19 protein-coding genes are annotated in these 20,508 nt (G+C 71.4%); 10 read left to right on the forward strand and 9 right to left on the reverse strand.

Going from position 1 to position 20,508, the window contains the following annotated elements:
* Positions 1-195: 195 nt before the first annotated feature.
* On the forward strand, positions 196-1,005 hold the full coding sequence (locus tag OG254_RS18270) for an endonuclease I family protein (protein WP_405583046.1): 810 nt from the start codon (positions 196-198) through the stop codon (positions 1,003-1,005).
* Positions 1,006-1,080: 75 nt separating this feature from the next.
* Here OG254_RS18270 and OG254_RS18275 read toward each other — a convergent pair whose 3' ends face one another.
* Positions 1,081-1,578 (reverse strand): MarR family winged helix-turn-helix transcriptional regulator, encoded by a 498-nt coding sequence (locus OG254_RS18275; protein WP_405583048.1) that lies wholly within the window; start codon positions 1,576-1,578, stop codon positions 1,081-1,083.
* Positions 1,579-1,736: 158 nt separating this feature from the next.
* On the opposite strand from OG254_RS18275, the gene OG254_RS18280 reads away from it, so the two are divergent.
* Entirely contained in the window at positions 1,737-2,585 is an 849-nt protein-coding gene (locus tag OG254_RS18280; RefSeq protein ID WP_405583050.1) for an alpha/beta fold hydrolase, read from the forward strand.
* Positions 2,586-2,681: 96 nt separating this feature from the next.
* Positions 2,682-2,915: a hypothetical protein gene (locus OG254_RS18285; RefSeq protein ID WP_405583052.1), complete on the forward strand. Its 234-nt coding sequence runs from the start codon at positions 2,682-2,684 to the stop codon at positions 2,913-2,915.
* A 4-nt stretch (positions 2,916-2,919) separates the two neighbouring features.
* Here the strand turns inward: OG254_RS18285 and OG254_RS18290 are convergent, their stop codons facing one another.
* The 3 genes from OG254_RS18290 to OG254_RS18300 are packed head-to-tail and all read right to left on the reverse strand — an operon-like array spanning position 2,920 to position 7,091.
* Complete coding sequence (locus tag OG254_RS18290; RefSeq protein WP_405583054.1) at positions 2,920-4,608, reverse strand: thiamine pyrophosphate-binding protein; 1,689 nt, start codon at positions 4,606-4,608, stop codon at positions 2,920-2,922.
* Positions 4,605-5,573 carry an agmatinase gene (gene speB, locus OG254_RS18295; protein WP_405583056.1) on the reverse strand — a complete coding sequence of 323 codons (969 nt, stop codon included), beginning with the start codon at positions 5,571-5,573 and terminating at the stop codon, positions 4,605-4,607. Before speB ends, OG254_RS18290 begins: the two co-directional genes overlap by 4 nt.
* 57 nt (positions 5,574-5,630) lie before the next feature.
* Complete coding sequence (locus OG254_RS18300; RefSeq protein WP_405583058.1) at positions 5,631-7,091, reverse strand: sodium:solute symporter; 1,461 nt, start codon at positions 7,089-7,091, stop codon at positions 5,631-5,633.
* A gap of 203 nt (positions 7,092-7,294) precedes the next feature.
* On the opposite strand from OG254_RS18300, the gene OG254_RS18305 reads away from it, so the two are divergent.
* The 3 genes from OG254_RS18305 (at position 7,295) to OG254_RS18315 (ending at position 11,178) form a co-directional block, all read left to right on the forward strand.
* Complete coding sequence (locus tag OG254_RS18305; protein ID WP_405583060.1) at positions 7,295-9,019, forward strand: PucR family transcriptional regulator ligand-binding domain-containing protein; 1,725 nt, start codon at positions 7,295-7,297, stop codon at positions 9,017-9,019.
* A 74-nt stretch (positions 9,020-9,093) separates the two neighbouring features.
* Entirely contained in the window at positions 9,094-9,885 is a 792-nt protein-coding gene (locus OG254_RS18310; protein WP_405583062.1) for a phosphatase, read from the forward strand.
* A gap of 99 nt (positions 9,886-9,984) precedes the next feature.
* Positions 9,985-11,178, forward strand: coding sequence for an acyltransferase family protein (locus OG254_RS18315; RefSeq protein WP_405583064.1), 1,194 nt, complete (start codon positions 9,985-9,987; stop codon positions 11,176-11,178).
* A gap of 16 nt (positions 11,179-11,194) precedes the next feature.
* Here the strand turns inward: OG254_RS18315 and tesB are convergent, their stop codons facing one another.
* The 4 genes from tesB to OG254_RS18335 form a co-directional block, all read right to left on the reverse strand.
* Positions 11,195-12,061 (reverse strand): acyl-CoA thioesterase II, encoded by an 867-nt coding sequence (gene tesB / locus OG254_RS18320; protein ID WP_405583066.1) that lies wholly within the window; start codon positions 12,059-12,061, stop codon positions 11,195-11,197.
* Positions 12,062-12,096: 35 nt separating this feature from the next.
* A complete protein-coding gene (locus tag OG254_RS18325; RefSeq protein WP_405583068.1) occupies positions 12,097-13,254 on the reverse strand; it encodes an acyl-CoA dehydrogenase family protein in 1,158 nt (385 codons plus the stop codon).
* Positions 13,255-13,377: 123 nt separating this feature from the next.
* Positions 13,378-13,884: a pyridoxamine 5'-phosphate oxidase family protein gene (locus OG254_RS18330; RefSeq protein ID WP_405583070.1), complete on the reverse strand. Its 507-nt coding sequence runs from the start codon at positions 13,882-13,884 to the stop codon at positions 13,378-13,380.
* Positions 13,881-14,591, reverse strand: a complete 711-nt coding sequence (locus tag OG254_RS18335; RefSeq protein WP_405595059.1) for a DedA family protein — start codon at positions 14,589-14,591, stop codon at positions 13,881-13,883. Before OG254_RS18335 ends, OG254_RS18330 begins: the two co-directional genes overlap by 4 nt.
* Before the next feature lie 48 nt (positions 14,592-14,639).
* On the opposite strand from OG254_RS18335, the gene OG254_RS18340 reads away from it, so the two are divergent.
* On the forward strand, positions 14,640-15,287 hold the full coding sequence (locus OG254_RS18340) for a response regulator (RefSeq protein ID WP_405595061.1): 648 nt from the start codon (positions 14,640-14,642) through the stop codon (positions 15,285-15,287).
* A gap of 13 nt (positions 15,288-15,300) precedes the next feature.
* Here OG254_RS18340 and OG254_RS18345 read toward each other — a convergent pair whose 3' ends face one another.
* A complete protein-coding gene (locus OG254_RS18345; RefSeq protein ID WP_405583072.1) occupies positions 15,301-15,897 on the reverse strand; it encodes a TetR/AcrR family transcriptional regulator in 597 nt (198 codons plus the stop codon).
* 95 nt (positions 15,898-15,992) lie between these two features.
* Here OG254_RS18345 and OG254_RS18350 point away from each other — a divergent pair, with 95 nt between their 5' ends.
* Genes OG254_RS18350 through OG254_RS18360 form a run of 3 tightly spaced genes read left to right on the forward strand, consistent with a single transcriptional unit; the run spans position 15,993 to position 20,505 of the window.
* On the forward strand, positions 15,993-17,609 hold the full coding sequence (locus OG254_RS18350; RefSeq protein WP_405583074.1) for a carboxyl transferase domain-containing protein: 1,617 nt from the start codon (positions 15,993-15,995) through the stop codon (positions 17,607-17,609).
* 11 nt (positions 17,610-17,620) lie between these two features.
* The gene (locus tag OG254_RS18355; RefSeq protein ID WP_405583076.1) at positions 17,621-19,573 is read left to right on the forward strand and encodes an acetyl/propionyl/methylcrotonyl-CoA carboxylase subunit alpha; all 1,953 of its coding nucleotides are present in this window, start codon (positions 17,621-17,623) and stop codon (positions 19,571-19,573) included.
* Positions 19,570-20,505 carry a hydroxymethylglutaryl-CoA lyase gene (locus OG254_RS18360; RefSeq protein WP_405583078.1) on the forward strand — a complete coding sequence of 312 codons (936 nt, stop codon included), beginning with the start codon at positions 19,570-19,572 and terminating at the stop codon, positions 20,503-20,505. Before OG254_RS18355 ends, OG254_RS18360 begins: the two co-directional genes overlap by 4 nt.
* Positions 20,506-20,508: the final 3 nt, after the last annotated feature.

Raw genomic sequence — 20,508 nt, forward strand, 5'->3', positions numbered from 1 at the left:
ACCCCGCAACGGCCCCCGGCTCACCGCCGGGGGCCGTTGCGTCGTATCAACTCGCGTAGCGCTGCCCCGGTTTGCCGCTTCGCGTCACCCAATGGACACGTGCAAGCCCTCGACACCACCGCATGTCCATGCCACGCTCCCGTTTGCCGCCTCAGTTCAACCCGCGTAGATCCCCTGCGTAGATGGGAACCCCACATGTTGGCGACACACATACGCCGCCGCCACTGGAAGTCAGTGGCGCTGACGACGGCCGCCGTCCTGGTCGGCCTCACCGCCCCCACGCTCACCGCGTCCCCGGCCGCCGCGACGACGACGGAGTACGACGACACGTACTACGCCGACGCGATCGGCAAGACCGGTACGGCCCTGAAGGACTCGCTGCACGAGATCATCAGCGACCAGACGAAGATCTCGTACTCCGCGGTCTGGAACGCGCTGAAGGCCACGGACCAGGACCCGAACAACAGCAGCAACGTGATCCTGCTGTACAGCGGCGTCTCCCGCAGCAAGTCCCTCAACGGCGGAAGCACCGGCAACTGGAACCGCGAGCACACGTGGGCCAAGTCCCACGGCGACTTCGGTGAGGCGATCGGCCCCGGCACGGACCTGCACCATCTGCGCCCCGCGGACGTCCAGGTCAACAGCATCCGCGGCAACAAGGACTTCGACAACGGCGGCAGCGCGGTCACCAACGGCGGCGGCAGCCTCACCGACTCCGACTCCTTCGAGCCGCGCGACGCGGACAAGGGCGACGTGGCCCGCATGATCCTCTATATGACCGTGCGCTACGAGGGCGACGACAGCTGGCCCGACCTCGAACCCAACGAGAAGGTCAACAACGGCAGCAACCCCTACATGGGCAAGCTCTCCGTCCTCAAGCAGTGGAGCAACGAGGACCCGCCGAGCGCCTTCGAGGAACGCCGCAACGAGGTCATCTACGACTCCTACCAGCACAACCGCAACCCGTTCATCGACCACCCGGAGTGGGTCGAGTCGATCTGGTAGGTCCGCACGGCGCGTTCGAAACGGCTGGGACGAACCCCCTTTGCACACAGGGGAGTTCGTCCCAGCCGTCCCCGTTCAGCCGGACCCGCCTCCGGAGGTGTGGCGCGCCACGTTGGCCGTGAGCCGGCGCAGCAGGTCCTGGGCGGTCTTGATCTCCTCGTCACTCAGCCCCACGGCCGCCCCGATCGCCGGAGGGACGGTGCGAATGCGCTCGCGCAGTGCGGCGCCCTCGGGTGTGAGTGCCACTTCGACCACCCGTTCGTCGTCCGGGCGACGGCGCCGCTCGAGCAGGCCGCCCGCCTCCAGTCGCTTGATCAGCGGCGTGAGCGTTCCGTAGTCCAGGTGCAGGGTGGCGACCAGGTCCTTGACGGGGGCCGTGCGGTGCTGCCACAGCACGAGCATCACCAGGTACTGGGGATAGGTCAGCCCAACCGCGTCGAGGAGAGGGCGGTAGACGCCGGTCACCGCGCGCGAGGCGGCGTACAGGGTGAAGCAGAACTGGTCCTCCAGCAGCAGTGAAGGTTCGCCGGGTCCGCCGGGTTCGCCGGTCACCTGGGTGGGCGTGTCAGTCACCGGTTCCCTTCCTTTCCTTGAGAGCAGACATTGTCGCACTTCCCTGGCCCACGAGCACCTCTCACCCGATTGACTTGTGCACGAGGTAATCGCCCGCTAGGTTTCACGGGCGGCGCCGCTTCCGCGCCGCTCAGAAGCAGGAGAAGGAGAGACCCGCCATGAACCTCAAGTCCATGCTCCGCCCGATCCGCACCCAGGCCGTCCTGGCCGGCTCGATCGCCGCGCTCGCGGCACTGTCCATCGCGGCCTCGGCGCCGGCCGGCGCCGCCAAGGGCGAACACCACGGGCCGGGCAAAAAGCCCACAGTGGTGCTCGTGCACGGCGCGTTCGCGGACTCTTCCAGCTGGAACGGCGTGATCAAGCGCCTGCAGCGCGCGGGCTACCCGGTCATCGCTCCCGCCAACCCGCTGCGCGGCCTCAGCAGCGACGCCGCCTACCTGCACAGCGTCCTGGGCAGCGTGCGCGGCCCGATCGTGCTCGCCGGCCACTCCTACGGCGGTTCCGTCATCAGCGAGGCCGCCGCCGGTGACCCCGACGTCAAGGCACTGGTCTACATAGCCGCGTTCGCGCCGGACAAGGGCGAAAGCGCGCTGGAACTGTCCAACAAGTACCCCGGCAGCACCCTCGGCGAGAACCTCGACCCCGTGCCCTTCCCCCTCGCCGACGGCGGTACCGGAACCGACCTGTACATCAAGCGGGACAAGTTCCACGACCAGTTCGCGGCCGACGTGCCCGCCGCACAGACCGACCTGATGGCCGCGACCCAGCGCCCGGTGGCCGCTTCGGCCCTGGAGGAGAAGGCGGCCGACGCGGCCTGGAAGACCCTCCCGTCCTGGTACCTGGTCGCCACCGAGGACAAGAACATCCCGCCGGCCGCACAGCGCTTCATGGCCGACCGGGCCGGCTCCCGCACGGTGGAGATCAGCGCGTCACATGCCGTCTCCGTCTCCCGCCCGGCAGCCGTGGCCCACCTGATCGAGAAGGCCGCCACCGCGACCGCGCGCTGAGACCGGGCGCGGCGAGCGCGGGCCAGGTCCCGGCGCATTCGGTCACCACCTGTACAGCGGAATGACCTGCACCGATCCGACGCCGATGACCCGGCTATGAAGAAGATCAGCGCGCTCGCCGCGTTCACCATGGCAGCCCTCCTCCTCGCCGGCCCGGCCCACGCCGACGACGGCGACCGGGGCCGTATCAACATCGCCGGCCACTCCGGCACCGGCCTCTGCAAGAAGGCCCTCTCGATCGTCCCGTGGGCCCTACCGTTGACCGGCCCCGCGGTGGACGACGCCTGCTCCAACCGCGACCACGTCTACGACTCGCGCGAAGACCGCTGAGACATCACGTCGCGAGGTGCGTAGGCGCGAACATCCGCAGCACCGCCGGGAGGACGACCACCGACGGGCCGGCGGCCTGGAGCGCCTTCGCCAGATCCGCCTCCAGGGTCCCGGGGGTCGTACGCACCCCCGGGACCCCGAAGGACTCGGCGAGCGCCACGTAGTCCGGCCGGGTCAGCTCGGTCGCCGTGGCCTCGCCGAAGGTGTCCGTCATGTACTCGCGCAGGATGCCGTAGCCGCCGTCGTCGACGATGAGCCAGGTGACGTTCAGGTCGTACTGGCGGGCCGTGGCTAGTTCGGCGATCGAGTACAGCGCTCCGCCGTCGCCGGAGACCGCCAGGACCGGGCGGGTCGGGTCGGCCACCGCCGCGCCGAGCGCCGCCGGGAAGCCGTAGCCGAGGCCGCCGGCGCCCTGCGCGGAGTGCAGGTGGTTGGGGCCCTTGGCGTCGAAGGCCGACCAGGCCCAGTAGGCCAGGATCGTCATGTCCCAGAAGGACGGGGAGTCGGCGGGCAGGGCACGGCGCACGGACGCCAACACCTGCTGTTCCAGGGTGAGTTCCTGAGCGGCGATACGGTCGGCGACCTTCGCGAGGACCTCACGGACACGCTCCGGCACGGACGGATCCGTACGCTCTCCCACCGTCTCCAGCAGGGCCTGCAACGCCAGGCGCGCGTCCGCGTGGATGCCCAGGGCCGGGTGGTTGGACTCCAGCTTGCCGAGGTCGGCCTCGATCTGGATGACCCGGCCGCGCGGCTTGAACGTGTGGTAGTTGGAGGACAGTTCGCCGAGGCCCGAGCCGACCACGAGCAGGACGTCCGCGTCCTCCAGGAAGTCCGTCGTGTACCGGTCCTCGATCCAGGACTGGAGCGACAACGGGTGGGTCCAGGGGAACGCCCCCTTGCCGCCGGGGGTGGTGACGACCGGGGCCTGGATCAGCTCCGCGAGCTGCCGCAGCTTGCCGCTCGCGTCCGCCCGTACGACTCCCCCGCCGGCGATGATCGCCGGGCGGGCCGCGTTCGACAGCAGGTCGGCGGCCACCGCCGTCAGTTCGGGGCGCGGGGGGAGTTCCTCCGGGAACGCGTCGCCGCCCGTCACGACCGGGATCGAGGTCTCGGCCAGCAGCACGTCCTGCGGGATCTCCACCCACACCGGGCCGTGCGGTGCGGTGAGCGCCGACTTCCAGGCCGCCTCGATCGCGGACGGGATCTGGGACTGGGTGCGGACCGTGTGGACCGACTTGACCACGCCCCGGAACGAGGCCGCCTGGTCGGGGAGTTCGTGCAGATAGCCGTGCCGGCCGCCGCCCAGGCCCGGCGTCGGGATCTGGCTGCTGATCGCCAGCACGGGGGCGGAGGCAGCGGCCGCCTCCTGGAGCGCGGCCAGCGAGGTGAGTGCCCCCGGCCCGGTCGACAGCAGCAGCGGGGCCGCCTCGCCCGTCATCCGGCCGTACGCGTCCGCCGCGAACCCGGCGTTGTTCTCGACGCGCAGGCCGATGTAGCGCAGATGGCTGCGGCGCAGGGCGTCGAACATGCCGAGGGCGTGCTGCCCCGGAAGGCCGAAGACCGTCGTCGTGCCGAGCGCCGCCAGCGTCTCCACGACCAGGTCCCCGCCGTTACGGCCGGGAGGAGGGTTCAGCGCGGCCTCCGTCTGGGCGGCGGTGGGGCGGAGTACCAGGTCGTGGTCGTGAGTCACTTCGCGCGGGCCTCTGCAATCTGGCGGGACATGATCGTGGTCAGTTCGTACGCGGTGTGCGAGGCCGCCACCGACGTGATCTCGGCGTGGTCGTACGCCGGTGCCACCTCGACGACGTCCGCCGACACCAGGTTGCAGGATGCCAGGCCCCGCAGGATCTCCAGCAGTTCGCGCGAGGTCATGCCGCCGGCCTCGGGGGTGCCGGTGCCGGGCGCGTGGGCCGGGTCGAGGCAGTCGATGTCGATGGAGATGTACAGCGGGCGGTCGCCGATGCGCTGGCGCAGCTGGTCGGCGACCTCGTCGGCGCCGCGGCGGTAGACGTCCGCCGACGTGACGATGCCGAAGCCCATCTTCTCGTCGTCCGTGAGGTCCTGCTTGCCGTACAGCGGGCCGCGGATGCCGACGTGGGAGAGGGCCTCGGTGTCGAGGATGCCCTCCTCCACCGCGCGCCGGAAGGGCGTGCCGTGGGTGTACTCCGCGCCGAAGTACGTGTCCCAGGTGTCGAGGTGGGCGTCGAAGTGCAGCAGGGCGACCGGACCGTGCTTCCTGGCGACCGAGCGCAGCAGCGGCAGCGCGATGGTGTGGTCGCCGCCCAGGGTCATCAGGCGGGCGCCAGTGCCGAGCAGGTCGTCGGCGGCGGCCTCGACGGTCTCGACGGCCTCGTTGATGTTGAACGGGTTGGCGGCGATGTCACCGGCGTCCGCCACCTGGGCCAGCGCGAACGGGGACGCGTCCTGCGCCGGGTTGTACGGGCGCAGCAGCCGGGACGCCTCGCGGATGGCGTTGCCGCCGAAGCGGGCGCCCGGCCGGTACGAGACGCCCGAGTCGAACGGCACGCCGACCACGGCGACGTCGGCGCGGCCGACCTCGTCGAGGCGCGGAAGGCGGGCGAAGGTCGCGGGGCCCGCGTACCTCGGGATGCGGGAGGAGTCCACGGGGCCGCGGGGCGTCTCGTTGCTGCTCATGAGGAAATGCCTTCTTTCCTACGCTTCATCGCGTATGCGGGATATCTGCCTACGACTCTACTGGTGAGCCGGGACCGGTTCGGACACGAGTTCGGGATCCCGCCCCGCGAGACGCTCACGCCACGCGGCGAGTACGGCCGCGTCGGTCGGCCTCGTCGCCAAGGAGACGGCGATGTACACGGCGAGGGAGGACAGCAGGCCGTAGTAGACGGGCTCGTTGGCGAGGATGCCGTAGGTCGCCATCAGGCCGATGACGGCGATACCGCCGACCGCGACGGAGGCGAGCGCACCCTGGGCCGTGCCCCGCTTCCACAGCAGTCCGCCGAGGATCGGGACGAGGAGTCCGCCGACGAGGAGGTTGTACGCCACCGTCAGCGCCTCGACGACGTTGTTGAGCGCGATGGCCGTAGCGATCACGGCGATGCCCATGATGAGGATGAAGGCACGGTTGCCCCGCACCTCGTCATGGTCGCGCTCACCGGTGGTGATCCTCCCCCGCAGCCGCGACCAGATGTCGTTGTTGGCGACGGTCGCGCAGGCTATGAGCGCCCCGGAGGAGGTGGACATCACGGCGGCGAGGGCGGCGGCGAGCACCAGGCCCCGCACGCCGACGGGGAGTTCGTCCTTGACGATGGTCGCGAAGGCGTCGTCCGGGCTGCCGAGCTTGGGGTAGAGCACCTTGGCCGCGGTGCCGATGACGGCGCCGGCGAGGGCGTAGACCAGGCAGTAGGTACCGGCGACGGTGCCGCCCCACTTGGCGGTCTTGTCGCTGCGGGCGGTGAAGACGCGCTGCCAGATGTCCTGACCGATGAGCATGCCGAACGTGTAGATGAGGACGTAGGTGAAGATCGTCTCGCCGCCTATGCCCAGCGGATCGAAGTACTCGGTCGGCAGCTGGGCCTTCATCTCGCTGAACCCACCGGCCTTGACGACGGCGATGGGCAGCAGCAGAAGCAGCACGCCGACGGTCTTCACCACGAACTGCACCATGTCGGTGAGCGTGATCGACCACATGCCGCCGAGCGTCGAGTAGGCGACGACGATCGAGCCGCCGAGGATGATCGCGACGGTGCGGTTCATGTCGAAGAGGACGTCGAAGATCGTGGCGTAGGCGATGGTCGACGTGGTCGCGAGCATGAGGGTGTACGCCCACATGACGACACCGGAGATGACGCCGGCCCGGCCGCCGTAGCGCAGGTCGAGCATCTCGGAGACGGTGTAGACCTTGAGCCGGGCGATGCGGGCGGAGAAGAAGACGGAGAGCGCGAGCAGGCCAAGGCCGATGGTGAACACCATCCAGGCGCCGGAGAGCCCGTACTGGTAGCCGAGGCCCACGCCGCCGATGGTGGACGCGCCGCCGAGGACGATCGCCGCCATGGTGCCGGAGTACATGGTCGGCCCGAGCCGGCGGCCCGCGACCAGGAACTCGCTCTTGGACTTGGCGCGGCGCATGCCCCACCAGCCCATGGCCAGCATGCCGGCCAGATAGACGACGATGACGGTGTAATCGACGGCCATGGTGGGGCCTCCTTCGCGCACATTCCGGTGGCGTGTCGTGCAGATGAGGGGGGGGTGGGGACGTTCGGAATCCGGCAGCGGTTCGCGGGGACATCCGCCCGTACCCGCGGCTGCCGGTCGGGAACGACAGTAGGTGGCCGGTAAGTGACTGCGAAGTGTACGTTTCATCCATCCGAGACCTGCGCGAGTGTAGGAAACATCCCATGCCGGATCCCGCCGTTCCGCCCACCCCACCGGTATCCCTCGCGGCGCTCCTGGCCCGCGAGGACCTGGGCCTGCGCCAGATCGCCGGCCCGGCCGACCGGGCCACGGTCATCCACTGGGCGCACACCTCGGAGATGGCCGATCCGTATCCCTACCTGCTGGGCGGCGAGCTGCTGCTGACAGCCGGCGTCCACGTCCCGGAGGCGGCCGGCTCGGGCACGTACTTCGACGACTACGTGGCCCGGATCGTCGCGGCGGGCGGCGCGGCTCTCGGCTTCGGCCTCGCGCCCGTGCACGACACGGTGCCGCGCGCGCTGGTGGAGGCCTGCGACACCCACGAGCTGCCCCTCCTGGAGGTCCCGCCCCGGACCACCTTCTCCGGCGTGGCCCGCGCGGTCTGGCAGCTGATGGCCCAGGCCCGCCTCGCCGAACTGCGCCGCGTGACGGAGGCCCAGCAGAGCCTGGCGGCGGCGGCCTCCCGCCCGGACCCGGTACGGACGGTGCTGCGGCAGCTGGCCCAGCGGGTGGGGGGCTGGGCGGTGCTGTACGGGCCGGAGGGGGCGGAGGTGGCGTCGGCGGGGCGGGCGCCACGAGAGACGACGGCCGCGCCGGCAGGGCGGGGAGCGGGACACACAGGAGGCGCGCCGGCCGGGCAGGGGCCCCGGGAGACGACGGCCGCGCCGGCAGGGCGGGGAGCGGAACACACAGCGGATGCGTCGGCGGGGCGGGGACCACGAGAAACCGCGGCCGCGTCGGCAGGACGCGAACCCCGAGAGACCGCGGGCCGAGTGACGCAGGACGCCTCGTCGGGCCACCCTCCGCAGGACGCCTCGGCAGGCCACCCGCCTCAGGACCCCGTGGCCGCATCGCTGGCCGAGCTCGCCGCTGTCGTACGGCCCTCGGGCCCCGGGACGCCGACCTCCGCCACCGACACCGCCGCCGGCACCCACCTGGCCGCCTACGCCCTCGGCGCCGGACAGGGCTTCGTCCTCGGAGTCGCCGCCCCGCAGCGCGACCCCGGCGACCACACCATCGCCTCCGTCGCCGCCGTGCTGCTCTCCCTCCTCACCGGCGAGCATCAGAGCGGGTCGGGTGCGGCGCGCTCGTCGGCGCTCGTACGGCTGCTGCTGGGGGCGGAGCCGCAGGCCGTGGCCCCGCTCCTCGGCGCCGACCGCTGGCTCGTGGTGCACGGCAGCCCCGACGCCCAGCCCTGCGACCCCGTGGCGGCCTCCGCACTCGGCGCGGCCCTCGGCTCCCCGCTGGTCGACCTGACGCGGGACGTCGTACGCGTCCTCGCGCCGGCGGACCGCGAACCGGCCCCGCAGCCCGGCTGGACCCTGGGCGTCAGCGCCCCGGCGACCGCCCGGGACTGGCCCTCGGCCGACGGGCAAGCGGCCCGCGCGCTGTCCCGGGCACGCGCCACCCGCGCCCCGCTGTACCGGCACGGCACCCACCGCCCCGCCCTCACCGACCTGCTCTCCCCGGACGAGGCGGAGGCCCACGCCCGCGTGCTCCTCGCGCCCCTGACGCCTCCTCTCACCGAGACCCTGCGCACCTGGCTCTCCCTGCACGGCAGTTGGGACCGCACCGCGGTGGCCCTCTCCGTGCACCGCAACACCGTCCGCCAGCGGATCGCCCGCTGCGCGACGCTGCTCGGCACGGACCTGGACGATCCGGACGTACGGATGGAGCTGTGGTTCGCCCTGCGCCATATCGCGCCATGATCGGCACAGTGACCCGCATCGCACGCGCCCCGGATTCGGGCGTTCCGTCAGTTGTCTGCCTCACAATGGGGACCATGCCGATACCCGGGACACCCAGCCGCGCCGAGCTTGTCGACCACCTCGTCAGAACCCGTATCGCGGGCGACGTAGCCACTCCCCGCGAGAACAACCTCTCCCACTACCGCAAGCTGGCGAACGGCGACCGCCACTACTGGCTCGGCCTGGAGCTCGGCGACCGCTGGACCGACGAGCAGGACGTCCTCGCGGTGATGGCGGAGCGCGTCGGCGTGAACGACGACGCCGAGCACCGCCACGGCCAGGACACCATCGACCCCGAGCTGACGGTGGCCGCGCTGGAGCGCATGGCGGCCCGGCTGCGCAAGGCGGCGGACGGCGGGCAGCGGGTCCTGTTCGCGACCGGTCACCCGGGCGGCCTGCTGGACGTCCACCGCGCGACCGCGGACGCTCTGCGGGCGGCCGGCTGCGAGATCGTCGTGATCCCGGAGGGCCTGCAGACCGACGAGGGTTACGTCATGCAGTTCGCGGACGTCGCGGTCCTCGAACACGGCGCCACCCTCTGGCACACCCACTCCGGGGCGCCGATGAAGGCGATCCTCACGGGCCTTGAGCGCGAGGGACGCCCGCTGCCGGACCTGGTCGTCGCCGACCACGGCTGGGCGGGATACGCCGGCCAGCACGGCGTCGACTCCGTCGGGTACGCCGACTGCAACGACCCGGCGCTGTTCCTCGCGGAGGCGGAGGGGACGGTCCAGGTGGTGGTGCCCCTGGACGACCACGTGGTCAGCCCGCGCTTCTACGACCCGATGACGGCATATCTGCTGGGCGAGGCGGGCCTGGTCGAGTAGGGGTTGTACGCGACCTGCACACATCCCCCTGAGACACGTCGCTGTCTGTTCAACCGGAAACGGAAGTGACGGAGCGTTTCAGGGGAACGGATGGTGCAGATGCACGCTTTGAACAGTGGATACGCAGGGCTTCCCGCACAGCCGCTCCCCCCGCTCGCCGAGTCGGTGCCCGAACAGCCGCCGCGCCCGGCCCGGATACGGCAGCACGCGGCGCCTCCCGTGCGGGAGGGAGGCCGGCTGTACGTCATCGACGGCGTCCGCCTGCTCGCCGCCGTGCTGGTGGCCGTGCACCACTACGCCGGCACCGACCGTCTCGACCAGCCGGGCAACCCGGTCTGGGACCGTCCGGTGTCCGAGATCATGCCCACGGTGTTCCGCCTCTCCACCTACGGCTGGATCGGCGTCGAACTCTTCTTCGTCATCAGCGGCTTCGTCATCTGCATGTCCTGCTGGGGCCGCACCCCGCGGCAGTTCTTCGTCTCCCGGGTCATCCGGCTCTACCCGGCGTACTGGTTCGCCATCGCCTTCACCACGGCCGTCATCGTGGCCCTGCCGGGGGTGTGGGAGCGGCTGCGACTGCGCGACATCCTGCTCAACCTCACCATGCTCCAGTCCGGTTCGGCCTCGCCGCACGTCGACGGCGTCTACTGGACCCTGTGGACGGAGCTGCGGTTCTACCTGCTCTTCCTCGTGGTCGTCGCCATGGGGCTCACCTACCGCAGAGTCGTCGTGTTCTGCTGCGTCTGGGGCACCGCCGCGATGCTCGCGCCGATCTCCGAGCTGCGGCTGATGATCCTGATCGTGAACCCGGTCGCGGCCTGGTTCTTCATCGCCGGACTGGTGCTCTACCTGATGTACCGGTTCGGCCAGGACCTGCTGCTGTGGGGCATGCTGACCCTGGCCTGGCTGATGGCGCAGGTGGAACTCGGGCGCCGTATCGAGTCGGTCGAACACGTCTCGGGCTGGCGCGGCAGCGCGCTGATCTACACGGCGTTCCTGCTGTTCATGGTCGCCGTCGCGCTGGGCTTCACCGACCGTATCCGCTGGAAGTGGCTGGTCACCGCGGGTGCGCTGACCTATCCGCTCTATCTGACGCACTACCTCGCCGGTACGGTGCTGATCAACCGGCTGCGGGACACCATGGACCCCCGGCTGCTGGTCGCCGTGGTGATCGCCGGGTTCCTGGGCTTGAGCTGGCTGGTGCACCGGTTCGTGGAGCGTCCCGCGGCCCGGCTGCTGAAGCGGGGCCTGGACACGTCCTTCGCCCGGCTGCGCAACGCGCCCCGTGGTTGAGGCACGGGGCCTCGCGTCACCGCGGAACCCGGACCACGCCCTCCTGGATCACAGACACCGCGAGCCGCCCGTCCTGGGTGTAGATGCGGGCCTGCCCGAGCCCCCGGCCGCCGTAGGCCGACGGCGACTCCTGGTCGTAGAGCAGCCACTCGTCGGCGCGGAACGGGCGGTGGAACCACATGGCGTGATCCAGCGAGGCGCCGACCACGTCCCCGACGGCCCAGCCGCCGCGCCCGTGCGCGAGCAGGACCGAGTCGAGCAGGGTCATGTCGGAGACGTACGTGGCGAGTACGACGTGCAGGAGCGGGTCGTCCTCCAGCTTGCCGTTGGTGCGGAACCAGACCTGGGAGTGCGGTTCGCGGGGCTCGCCGAACTTGCCGTACGGCGGCTCCTCGACGTAGCGCAGGTCGACCGCTTGGCGTGCCTCCAGGAACCGCTCGACGACCGCCGGGTCGAGGTGGTCGTACCCGCGCAGGCGGTCCTCGGAGGTGGGCAGCGTCTCCGGGTCGGGCGAGGGCGGCATCGGGATCTGGTGGTCCAGGCCCTCCTCGTGCGTCTGGAAGGACGCCGACAGCGCGAAGATCGGCTTGCCGTGCTGGACGGCGACCACCCGGCGGGTGGTGAAGGAGCGGCCGTCGCGCATGCGGTCGACGTTGTAGACGATGGGCGCGCCCGGGTCCCCCATGCGCAGGAAGTACGCGTGGAGGGAGTGGGCGGGCCGGTCCGCGGGGACCGTGCGGCCGGCGGCGACGAGCGCCTGGGCCGCGACCTGACCGCCGAAGACACGCGGGACGACGGCGGAGCGGGACTGGCCGCGGAAGATGTTCTCCTCGATCTGCTCCAGGTCGAGCAGATCGAGGAGACCCTGTAGTGCCTCGTTCATGGCACCTTTTCTACTGGCAGGGGATGTCAGGAGCCTTACAGGCCCATGTCCTTCGCGATGATCGTCTTCATGATCTCGCTGGTGCCGCCGTAGATGCGGTTGACGCGGTTGTCCGCGTACAGGCGGGCGATCGGGTACTCGTTCATGAAGCCGTAGCCGCCGTGCAGCTGGAGGCAGCGGTCGATCACGCGGTGCGCGACCTCGGTGCAGAACAGCTTCGCGGAGGCGGCCTCGGCGGGGGTCAGCTCGCCGGCGTCCAGGGCCTCAAGGGCGCGGTCGGCGACGGCCTCGGCCGCGTCGACCTCGGCCTGGCAGGCGGCCAGCTCGAACTTGGTGTTCTGGAAGGACGCGACGGACTTGCCGAAGACGGTGCGGTCCTGCACGTACTCCTTGGCGAACCGGACGGCGGCCTTGGCCTGCGCGTAGGCGCCGAAGGCGATGCCCCAGCGCTCGGAGGCCAGGTTGTGGCCGAGGTAGTAGAAGCCCTTGTTCTCCTCGCCGAGGAGGTCCTCGACCGGGACCTTCACGTCGACGAACGCCAGCTCGGCGGTGTCGGAGGTCTTCAGGCCCAGCTTGTCGAGCTTGCGGCCGACGGAGTAGCCCTCGGACTTGGTGTCCACGGCGAACAGGGAGATGCCGTGGCGGCGGTCCTCGGCGCTGGGCGCGTCGGTGCGGGCGCAGACGATCACGCGGTCGGCGTGCACGCCGCCGGTGATGAAGGTCTTGGCGCCGTTGAGGACGTAGTGCGTGCCGTCCTCGGAGAGCTTGGCGGTGGTCTTCATGCCCGCGAGGTCGGAGCCGGTGCCCGGCTCGGTCATCGCCAGCGCCCACATCTCCTCACCGGAGACGAACTTCGGCAGGAACCGCTTCTTCTGCTCGTCGGAGGCGAGCATCTTGATGTACGGAAGGCCGAGCAGCACGTGCACGCCGGAGCCGCCGAACTGCACACCCGCGCGGGCGGTCTCCTCGTACATCACCGCCTCGAACTTGTACGAGTCGATGCCGGCGCCGCCGAACTCCTCGTCGACGCGGATGCCGAAGACGCCGAGCTCGGCGAGCTTGTAGTAGAAGTCGCGGGGCGCCTGGCCTGCCGCGAACCACTCGTCGTAGACCGGTACGACCTCGGCCTCGATGAAGGCGCGGATGGTCTCCCGGAATGCCTCGTGATCCTCGTTGAACACCGTACGGCGCACGCCGTCCACCTCCACCGGTACATGTCTAAGCGCTTGCTCACTCAACCGTACCGGCGAGTACGAAGAACCGTCCAGGGGGTCCCCGCCGTAACGCTCGTCACGCTCACCGCTCCCGCAAGCGCGTCAGAGCCGTACGTCCCCCCGATGCTCGTGGTCCAGCCCGTGCTCGGCGCACGGCCGGCCCTCCTCGCGCGGGCAGATCATCGAGTACGCGGTCACCCGCGCCCGGTACACCCGCCACGGCGCCGGCGGGCGCACCTCGTCCGGATCCAGTGCCCGTCCGCCGCGGCCGGCCGGGCCGGGGATGACCCGCAGCCCCTGGAGCGCCTGCGCCCCGTCCAACTCCGTCGCGGTGGCGCTCAGGTACAGCGCACGCGGGCCCGCCGTGCCGACCGGTGCACGGGAGTCATGGATGACGATGCCGACCCGGGGCTCATGGGCGAGGTTGCGGGAGTGCGTGACCTCGGGGGACGAGACCCAATAGAAGTCCCGTCCGTCCTCGGTGGAGTAGAAGACCGGCGTGGCCCAGGGAGCGCCGTCGGGGCCGACCGTGGCGAGCACCATGTACATGTTGCCGTCGATGATCGCCCGCGCCGCGGCGCTGCGGGCGGCGTCGGCTTCCTCGGTCATCCGTCCCCCTCGCCGCACTGGCATCCCGCTGGAGCGAGGACCACTCTAGGGGCGCCTTCCGGATCCCGACCCGCCGGGCGCCGCCGCTCCCCACGCCCCGCCCGCAGCAGCCGTACGGCCACGAAGGCCAGGCCCGCCGCGGCCACCACCGCCAGGATCACCTTGGAGTAGAGGCCCACCACGTCGGTGACCTCGTGCCAGCGCGCGCCCAGGGCGTAGCCGCCCGCGATGAAGGCGGTGTTCCAGATGAGGCTGCCCGCCGCGGTGAGGGCGAGGAAGGTGGGCAGCCGCATGCGTTCGACGCCGGCCGGTATCGAGATCAGGCTGCGGAAGAGGGGCACGAAGCGGCCGAAGAACACGGCCTTGGTGCCGTGCCGGAGGAACCACGCCTCCGTCCGCTCCACGTCGGCGACCTTCACCAGCGGCAGCCGCGCCGCCGCCGCGATCACCCGGTCGCGGCCGAAGAGCGCGCCGAGCAGGTACAGGGCCAGCGCGCCCACCACCGAACCCGCGGTCGTCCAGGCGACGGCGGCGAAGACGTCCATCCGGCCCTGGCTCGCCGTGAACCCCGCGAGCGGCAGGATCACCTCGCTGGGCAGCGGCGGGAAGAGGTTCTCCAGGGCGATGGCCAGTCCGGCGCCCGGACCGCCCAGCGTCGGCCTGTCCCGGCGGGTCGCCGCGCTCGACGGCCGGCTCGATGTGGACAGCCCGCCCGGCGGCCCGACCGTGATCACCGCGGAGCTGCCGTGCGCGTGATGATCGCCGAGGACTCGGCACTGCTGCGGGAGGGCCTCGTCCGGCTGCTCGCCGACGAGGGCCATGACGTGACGGCCGCTGTGGGCGACGCGGACGCGCTGCTGGCGGCCGTCGCCGCCGACCCGCCCGACATCGTCGTGGTGGACGTGCGCATGCCGCCCACGCACACCGACGAGGGCCTGCGCGCCGCGCTCCGGATCCGCGAGCGGCATCCCGGCACGGCCGTACTCGTCCTCTCCCAGTACGTCGAGGGCCGCTACGCCACCGAGCTGCTCAGCGGCAGCAGCGAGGGCATCGGCTACCTCCTCAAGGACCGGGTCATGCAGGTGGAGGAGTTCCTCGCCGCCCTGGACCGGGTCGGCGCCGGCGGCACCGCGTTCGACCCCGAGGTGGTCCGGCGGCTGCTCACCCGCGGCGCCCGCGCCGAGCCGCTGCACCGGCTCACCCCCCGGGAGGGGGACGTCCTGGCGCTGATGGCCGAGGGCTGCACCAACGACGCCATCGCACAGCGGCTGCACGTCTCCCGCAGCGCGGTGGAGAAACACATCAACGCGATCTTCGACAAGCTCGGCCTGACCGGCACGACCGGATACAGCCGCCGCGTCCTGGCGGTGCTGCGACACCTGAGCGCACCCACGGAGGGCTAGCCGTCCCTACGACTCACTCCGCCCCGGCAGCCGCGAACGCCCCCCGAGCCATCCGGTGCAGCAGCTCCGCCGTCACCCCGCGCCCCGGCAGTGAGCCCGGCCGCCCCAGGTGCGGTGTCGAGTTGAGCAGGCCGAAGACCGAGTGGACCGCCGAGCGGGCCGCGGGCTCGGCCAGTTCCGGGTACACCTCGCGCACCACCTCCACCCACAGCTCGACGTACTGCCGCTGGAGCTGGCGTACGAGCTTGCGGTCGCTGTCGCGCAGGCGGTCCAGCTCGCGGTCGTGCAGGGTGATGAGGGGGCGGTCGTCGAGGGCGAAGTCGATGTGGCCCTCGATGAGGGAGTCGAGGACCGCCTCGGCCGGCACCCCGTCGGCCTCCGCGAGGCGCCGCTTCGCGCCTGTCAGCAGCGAGCCGCTGATGCCGACGAGCAGCTCGGCGAGCATCGCGTCCTTGCCGGCGAAGTGCCGGTAGAGACCGGGGCCGCTGATGCCCACGGCGGCGCCTATCTCGTCGACACCGACGCCGTGGAAGCCACGCTCGGCGAAGAGTCGCGCGGCTTCCTTGAGGATCTGTTCGCGGCGGGTCGGGGCGTCGGTTCTGGTGGCCATGCAAGCAATTCTAGACAGGGAGGTTAGCGGTCGTTAACCTGAAGGAAATGGTTAACGCTCATTAACAGTCGACCACTGGGTGAGGGGACCGCAGGATGCAAGAGGCACCGGAGCTTCACAGCGCGGCAGATCCCGCGTCGGAGGCCTTTCGGGCCAACGAGGAGGCCCACCGGGCGCTCGCGGAGGAACTGCGCGGCAAGCTCGCCGCGGCCAGGCTCGGCGGCGGTGAGAAGGCACGCGCCCGGCACACCGCGCGCGGCAAGCTGCTGCCGCGCGAGCGCGTGGACACCCTCCTCGACCCCGGATCGCCCTTTCTGGAGCTCGCTCCCCTCGCCGCCGACGGGCTGTACGACGGGCAGGCCCCGGCCGCCGGCGTCATCGCCGGGATCGGGCGGGTCAGCGGGCGCGAGTGCGTCATCGTGGCCAACGACGCCACGGTCAAGGGCGGCACGTACTACCCGATGACCGTGAAGAAGCACCTGCGCGCGCAGGAGGTGGCCCTGGAGAACCGGCTGCCGTGTCTGTATCTGGTCGACTCGGGCGGCGCCTTCCTGCCGATGCAGGACGAGGTCTTCCCGGACCGGGAGCACTTCGGGCGGATCTTCTACAACCAGGCCCGCATGTCGGGCGCCGGGATCCCGCAGATCGCGGCCGTGCTCGGGTCCTGCACGGCCGGCGGCGCCTATGTCCCCGCGATGAGCGACGAGGCCGTCATCGTCCGCAACCAGGGCACGATCTTCCTCGGCGGCCCGCCGCTGGTGAAGGCCGCGACCGGTGAGGTCGTCACGGCGGAGGAGCTCGGCGGCGGAGACGTCCACGCGCGCGTGTCCGGCGTGACCGATCACCTCGCCGAGGACGACCCGCACGCGCTGCGGATCGTGCGGAACATCGTCGCGACCCTCCCCGCGCGCGGGGCGCTCCCCTGGGAGGTGACGCCCGCCGCCGAACCGAAGGTCGACCCCTACGGTCTCTACGGCGCCGTCCCCGTCGACTCCCGCACCCCCTACGACGCACGCGAGATCATCGCGCGCGTGGTCGACGGCTCCCGCTTCTCGGAGTTCAAGTCGGAGTTCGGCCAGACCCTCATCACCGGCTTCGCCCGCATCCACGGGCACCCGGTCGGCATCGTGGCCAACAACGGCATCCTGTTCTCCGAGTCCGCCCAGAAGGGCGCCCACTTCATCGAGCTGTGCGACCAGCGCGGGATCCCGCTGATCTTCCTGCAGAACATCTCCGGGTTCATGGTCGGCAAGGACTACGAGGCCGGCGGCATCGCCAAGCACGGCGCCAAGATGGTCACGGCGGTGGCCTGCACGCGCGTGCCGAAGCTGACGGTGGTGGTCGGCGGTTCGTACGGCGCCGGGAACTACTCGATGTGCGGGCGGGCGTACTCGCCCCGCTTCCTGTGGATGTGGCCCAACGCCAAGATCTCCGTCATGGGCGGCGAGCAGGCCGCCTCGGTCCTCGCGACCGTCAAGCGCGACCAGTTGGAGGCGCGCGGCGAGGACTGGCCCATGGAGGCCGAGGAGGCCTTCAAGGCGCCGGTCCGGGTGCAGTACGACCACCAGGGCAGCGCCTACTACGCCACGGCCCGCCTCTGGGACGACGGCGTCATCGACCCGCTGGAGACCCGGCAGGTGCTGGGCCTGGCACTGACAGCCTGCGGCAACGCGCCTCTGGGTGAGCCCCAGTTCGGCGTCTTCCGGATGTGAGGAGGGGACCCATGTTCGACACAGTGCTCGTGGCCAACCGGGGCGAGATCGCCGTCCGCGTGATCCGTACGCTCCGCTCGCTGGGCGTGCGCTCGGTGGCCGTCTTCTCCGACGCGGACGCCGACGCCCGGCACGTCCGGGAGGCCGACACGGCGGTACGGATCGGTCCGGCGCCGGCCTCCGAGAGCTATCTGTCGGTGGAGCGGCTGCTGGAGGCCGCCGCCCGCACCGGAGCCCAGGCGGTCCACCCCGGGTACGGCTTCCTGGCGGAGAACGCGGCCTTCGCGCGCGCGTGCGCCGATGCCGGGCTGGTGTTCATCGGGCCGCCCGCCGAGGCCATCTCCCTCATGGGCGACAAGATCCGGGCCAAGGAGACGGTGAAGGCGGCCGGGGTGCCGGTCGTGCCCGGGTCGAGCGGCAGCGGGCTCTCCGACTCCGAACTCGCCGACGCCGCCCGTGAGATCGGCATGCCCGTGCTGCTCAAGCCCTCCGCCGGCGGTGGCGGCAAGGGCATGCGGCTGGTGCGGGACGAGGCGCAGCTGGCGGACGAGGTCGCCGCCGCCCGCCGTGAGGCCCGCGCCTCCTTCGGCGACGACACACTCCTGGTCGAGCGGTGGGTGGACCGGCCCCGGCACATCGAGATCCAGGTCCTGGCCGACGGCCACGGCAATGTGGTGCACCTGGGCGAGCGCGAGTGCTCGTTGCAGCGCCGGCACCAGAAGATCATCGAGGAGGCGCCCAGTGTGCTCCTCGACGAGGCCACGCGCGCGGGGATGGGCGAGGCGGCCGTGCAGGCGGCGCGCTCGTGCGGCTACCGGGGCGCGGGCACGGTCGAGTTCATCGTGCCGGGCGGCGACCCGTCGTCGTACTACTTCATGGAGATGAACACCCGCCTCCAGGTGGAGCACCCGGTCACCGAGCTGATCACCGGCCTCGACCTGGTGGAGTGGCAGCTGCGGGTGGCGGCGGGCGAGCCGTTCGCCTTCGGGCAGGACGACATCCGCCTCACCGGCCACGCGATCGAGGCACGCATCTGCGCGGAGGACCCCGCCCGCGGCTTCCTCCCCTCCGGCGGCACCGTCCTCAGCCTGCGCGAGCCCCAGGGCGACGGCATCCGCACCGACTCCGGGCTCAGCGAGGGCACGGAGGTCGGGAGCCTGTACGACCCGATGCTGTCCAAGGTGATCGCGTACGGCCCCGACCGCGCGACCGCGCTCAGGAAGCTCCGGGCCGCGCTCGCGGAGACGGTCACGCTGGGCGTGCAGACGAACGCCGGGTTCCTGCGGCGGCTGCTCGCTCATCCGGCGGTCGTGGCGGGCGAGTTGGACACGGGCCTGGTCGAGCGCGTGGTGGACGACCTGGTCGCCACGGACGTACCCGACGAGGTCTACGAGGCCGCGGCGGCCGTTCGGCTTCAGGCGCTGCGGCCGAAGGGCGACGGCTGGACGGACCCGTTCTCGGTGCCGAGCGGCTGGCGGCTCGGCGGGACCCCGAAGCCCGTCGGCTTCCCGCTCCGGGTGCAGGACCCGGTGGAGTACGCCCCGCGCGGCTCCGCCACCGTCACGGACGGCCGCGTGTCCGTGACCCTGGACGGCGTCCGCCACACCTTCCACCTCGCCACGCTGCCGGACGGCACCTGGCTGGGCCGGGACGGCGACGCCTGGCACGTACGCGACCACGACCCGGTCGCCGCGTCCCTCACGCGCGCGGGGCACGCGGGCGCCGACTCGCTCACCGCACCCATGCCGGGGACGGTGACGGTCGTGAAGGTCGCCGTGGGCGACGAGGTGAGCGCCGGACAGAGCCTGCTGGTGGTGGAGGCGATGAAGATGGAGCACGTCATCTCCGCCCCGCACGCCGGCACGGTCGCCGAACTGGACGTCACACCCGGCACGACGGTCGCCATGGACCAGGTCCTGGCGGTCATCACACCCGTGGAGGCATCCGTGGAGGAGAAGCTATGACCCTGCCCATGGTGGTACCGGCGACGGACCTGCCCGTCCGGGTCCGGATCCACGAGGTCGGCGCGCGCGACGGTCTGCAGAACGAGAAGTCGACCGTGCCGACCGAGGTCAAGGCGGAGTTCGTCCGCCGGCTCGCCGACGCGGGGCTGACGACGATCGAGGCCACGAGCTTCGTCCACCCCAAGTGGGTGCCCCAACTCGCGGACGCCGAGCAGCTGTTCCCGCTCGTCGCCGACCTGCCGGGGGTGCGCCTGCCCGTCCTGGTCCCCAACAACCGGGGCCTGGACCGCGCCCTGGCCCTCGGCGCCCGCCGGGTCGCCGTCTTCGCCAGCGCCACGGAGTCCTTCGCCAAGGCCAACCTCAACCGCACGCTGGACGAGTCGCTGGCGGTGTTCGACCCGGTCGTGAAGCGGGCAAAGGACAACAACCTCCACGTCCGCGGCTATGTGTCCATGTGCTTCGGCGACCCCTGGGAGGGCGAGGTCCCCCTCCACCAGGTCGTCCGCGTCTGCAAGGCGCTGCGGGACATGGGCTGCGACGAGCTGAGCCTCGGCGACACCATCGGCGTCGCGACCCCGGGGCACGTGCTCGAACTGCTCTCCCTCCTCAACGAGGAGGGCGTGCCGACGAATGTCATCGGCGTGCACTTCCACGACACCTACGGCCAGGCGCTCGCCAACACCTACGCCGCCCTGGAACACGGCGTCACCACGATCGACGCCTCCGCCGGCGGCCTGGGCGGCTGCCCGTACGCCAAGTCCGCCACCGGAAACCTCGCCACGGAAGACCTCGTGTGGATGCTGCGGGGCCTCGGCATCGACACCGGAGTCGACCTCGACCGTCTCGTCGCCACCAGCGCCTGGATGGCCGAACAACTGGGCCGACCCAGCCCGTCCCGCACCGTACGAGCCCTCTCCCACAAGGAGCAGTGAACA

This window comes from Streptomyces sp. NBC_01092 (genome assembly GCF_045039535.1).
In the GTDB taxonomy this organism is placed as follows: Bacteria; Actinomycetota; Actinomycetes; order Streptomycetales; family Streptomycetaceae; genus Streptomyces.

What these genes read in the sequence shown, in the direction of transcription:
- OG254_RS18270 (WP_405583046.1), top strand. Translation starts at nt 196, where the DNA reads ATGTTGGCGACACACATACGCCGCCGCCACTGGAAGTCAGTGGCGCTG.
- OG254_RS18280 (WP_405583050.1), top strand. Translation starts at nt 1,737, where the DNA reads ATGAACCTCAAGTCCATGCTCCGCCCGATCCGCACCCAGGCCGTCCTG.
- OG254_RS18285 (WP_405583052.1), top strand. Translation starts at nt 2,682, where the DNA reads ATGAAGAAGATCAGCGCGCTCGCCGCGTTCACCATGGCAGCCCTCCTC.
- speB (WP_405583056.1), bottom strand. Translation starts at nt 5,573, where the DNA reads ATGAGCAGCAACGAGACGCCCCGCGGCCCCGTGGACTCCTCCCGCATC.
- OG254_RS18300 (WP_405583058.1), bottom strand. Translation starts at nt 7,091, where the DNA reads ATGGCCGTCGATTACACCGTCATCGTCGTCTATCTGGCCGGCATGCTG.
- OG254_RS18305 (WP_405583060.1), top strand. Translation starts at nt 7,295, where the DNA reads ATGCCGGATCCCGCCGTTCCGCCCACCCCACCGGTATCCCTCGCGGCG.
- OG254_RS18310 (WP_405583062.1), top strand. Translation starts at nt 9,094, where the DNA reads ATGCCGATACCCGGGACACCCAGCCGCGCCGAGCTTGTCGACCACCTC.
- OG254_RS18315 (WP_405583064.1), top strand. Translation starts at nt 9,985, where the DNA reads ATGCACGCTTTGAACAGTGGATACGCAGGGCTTCCCGCACAGCCGCTC.
- tesB (WP_405583066.1), bottom strand. Translation starts at nt 12,061, where the DNA reads ATGAACGAGGCACTACAGGGTCTCCTCGATCTGCTCGACCTGGAGCAG.
- OG254_RS18330 (WP_405583070.1), bottom strand. Translation starts at nt 13,884, where the DNA reads ATGACCGAGGAAGCCGACGCCGCCCGCAGCGCCGCGGCGCGGGCGATC.
- OG254_RS18340 (WP_405595061.1), top strand. Translation starts at nt 14,640, where the DNA reads ATGATCGCCGAGGACTCGGCACTGCTGCGGGAGGGCCTCGTCCGGCTG.
- OG254_RS18345 (WP_405583072.1), bottom strand. Translation starts at nt 15,897, where the DNA reads ATGGCCACCAGAACCGACGCCCCGACCCGCCGCGAACAGATCCTCAAG.
- OG254_RS18350 (WP_405583074.1), top strand. Translation starts at nt 15,993, where the DNA reads ATGCAAGAGGCACCGGAGCTTCACAGCGCGGCAGATCCCGCGTCGGAG.
- OG254_RS18355 (WP_405583076.1), top strand. Translation starts at nt 17,621, where the DNA reads ATGTTCGACACAGTGCTCGTGGCCAACCGGGGCGAGATCGCCGTCCGC.
- OG254_RS18360 (WP_405583078.1), top strand. Translation starts at nt 19,570, where the DNA reads ATGACCCTGCCCATGGTGGTACCGGCGACGGACCTGCCCGTCCGGGTC.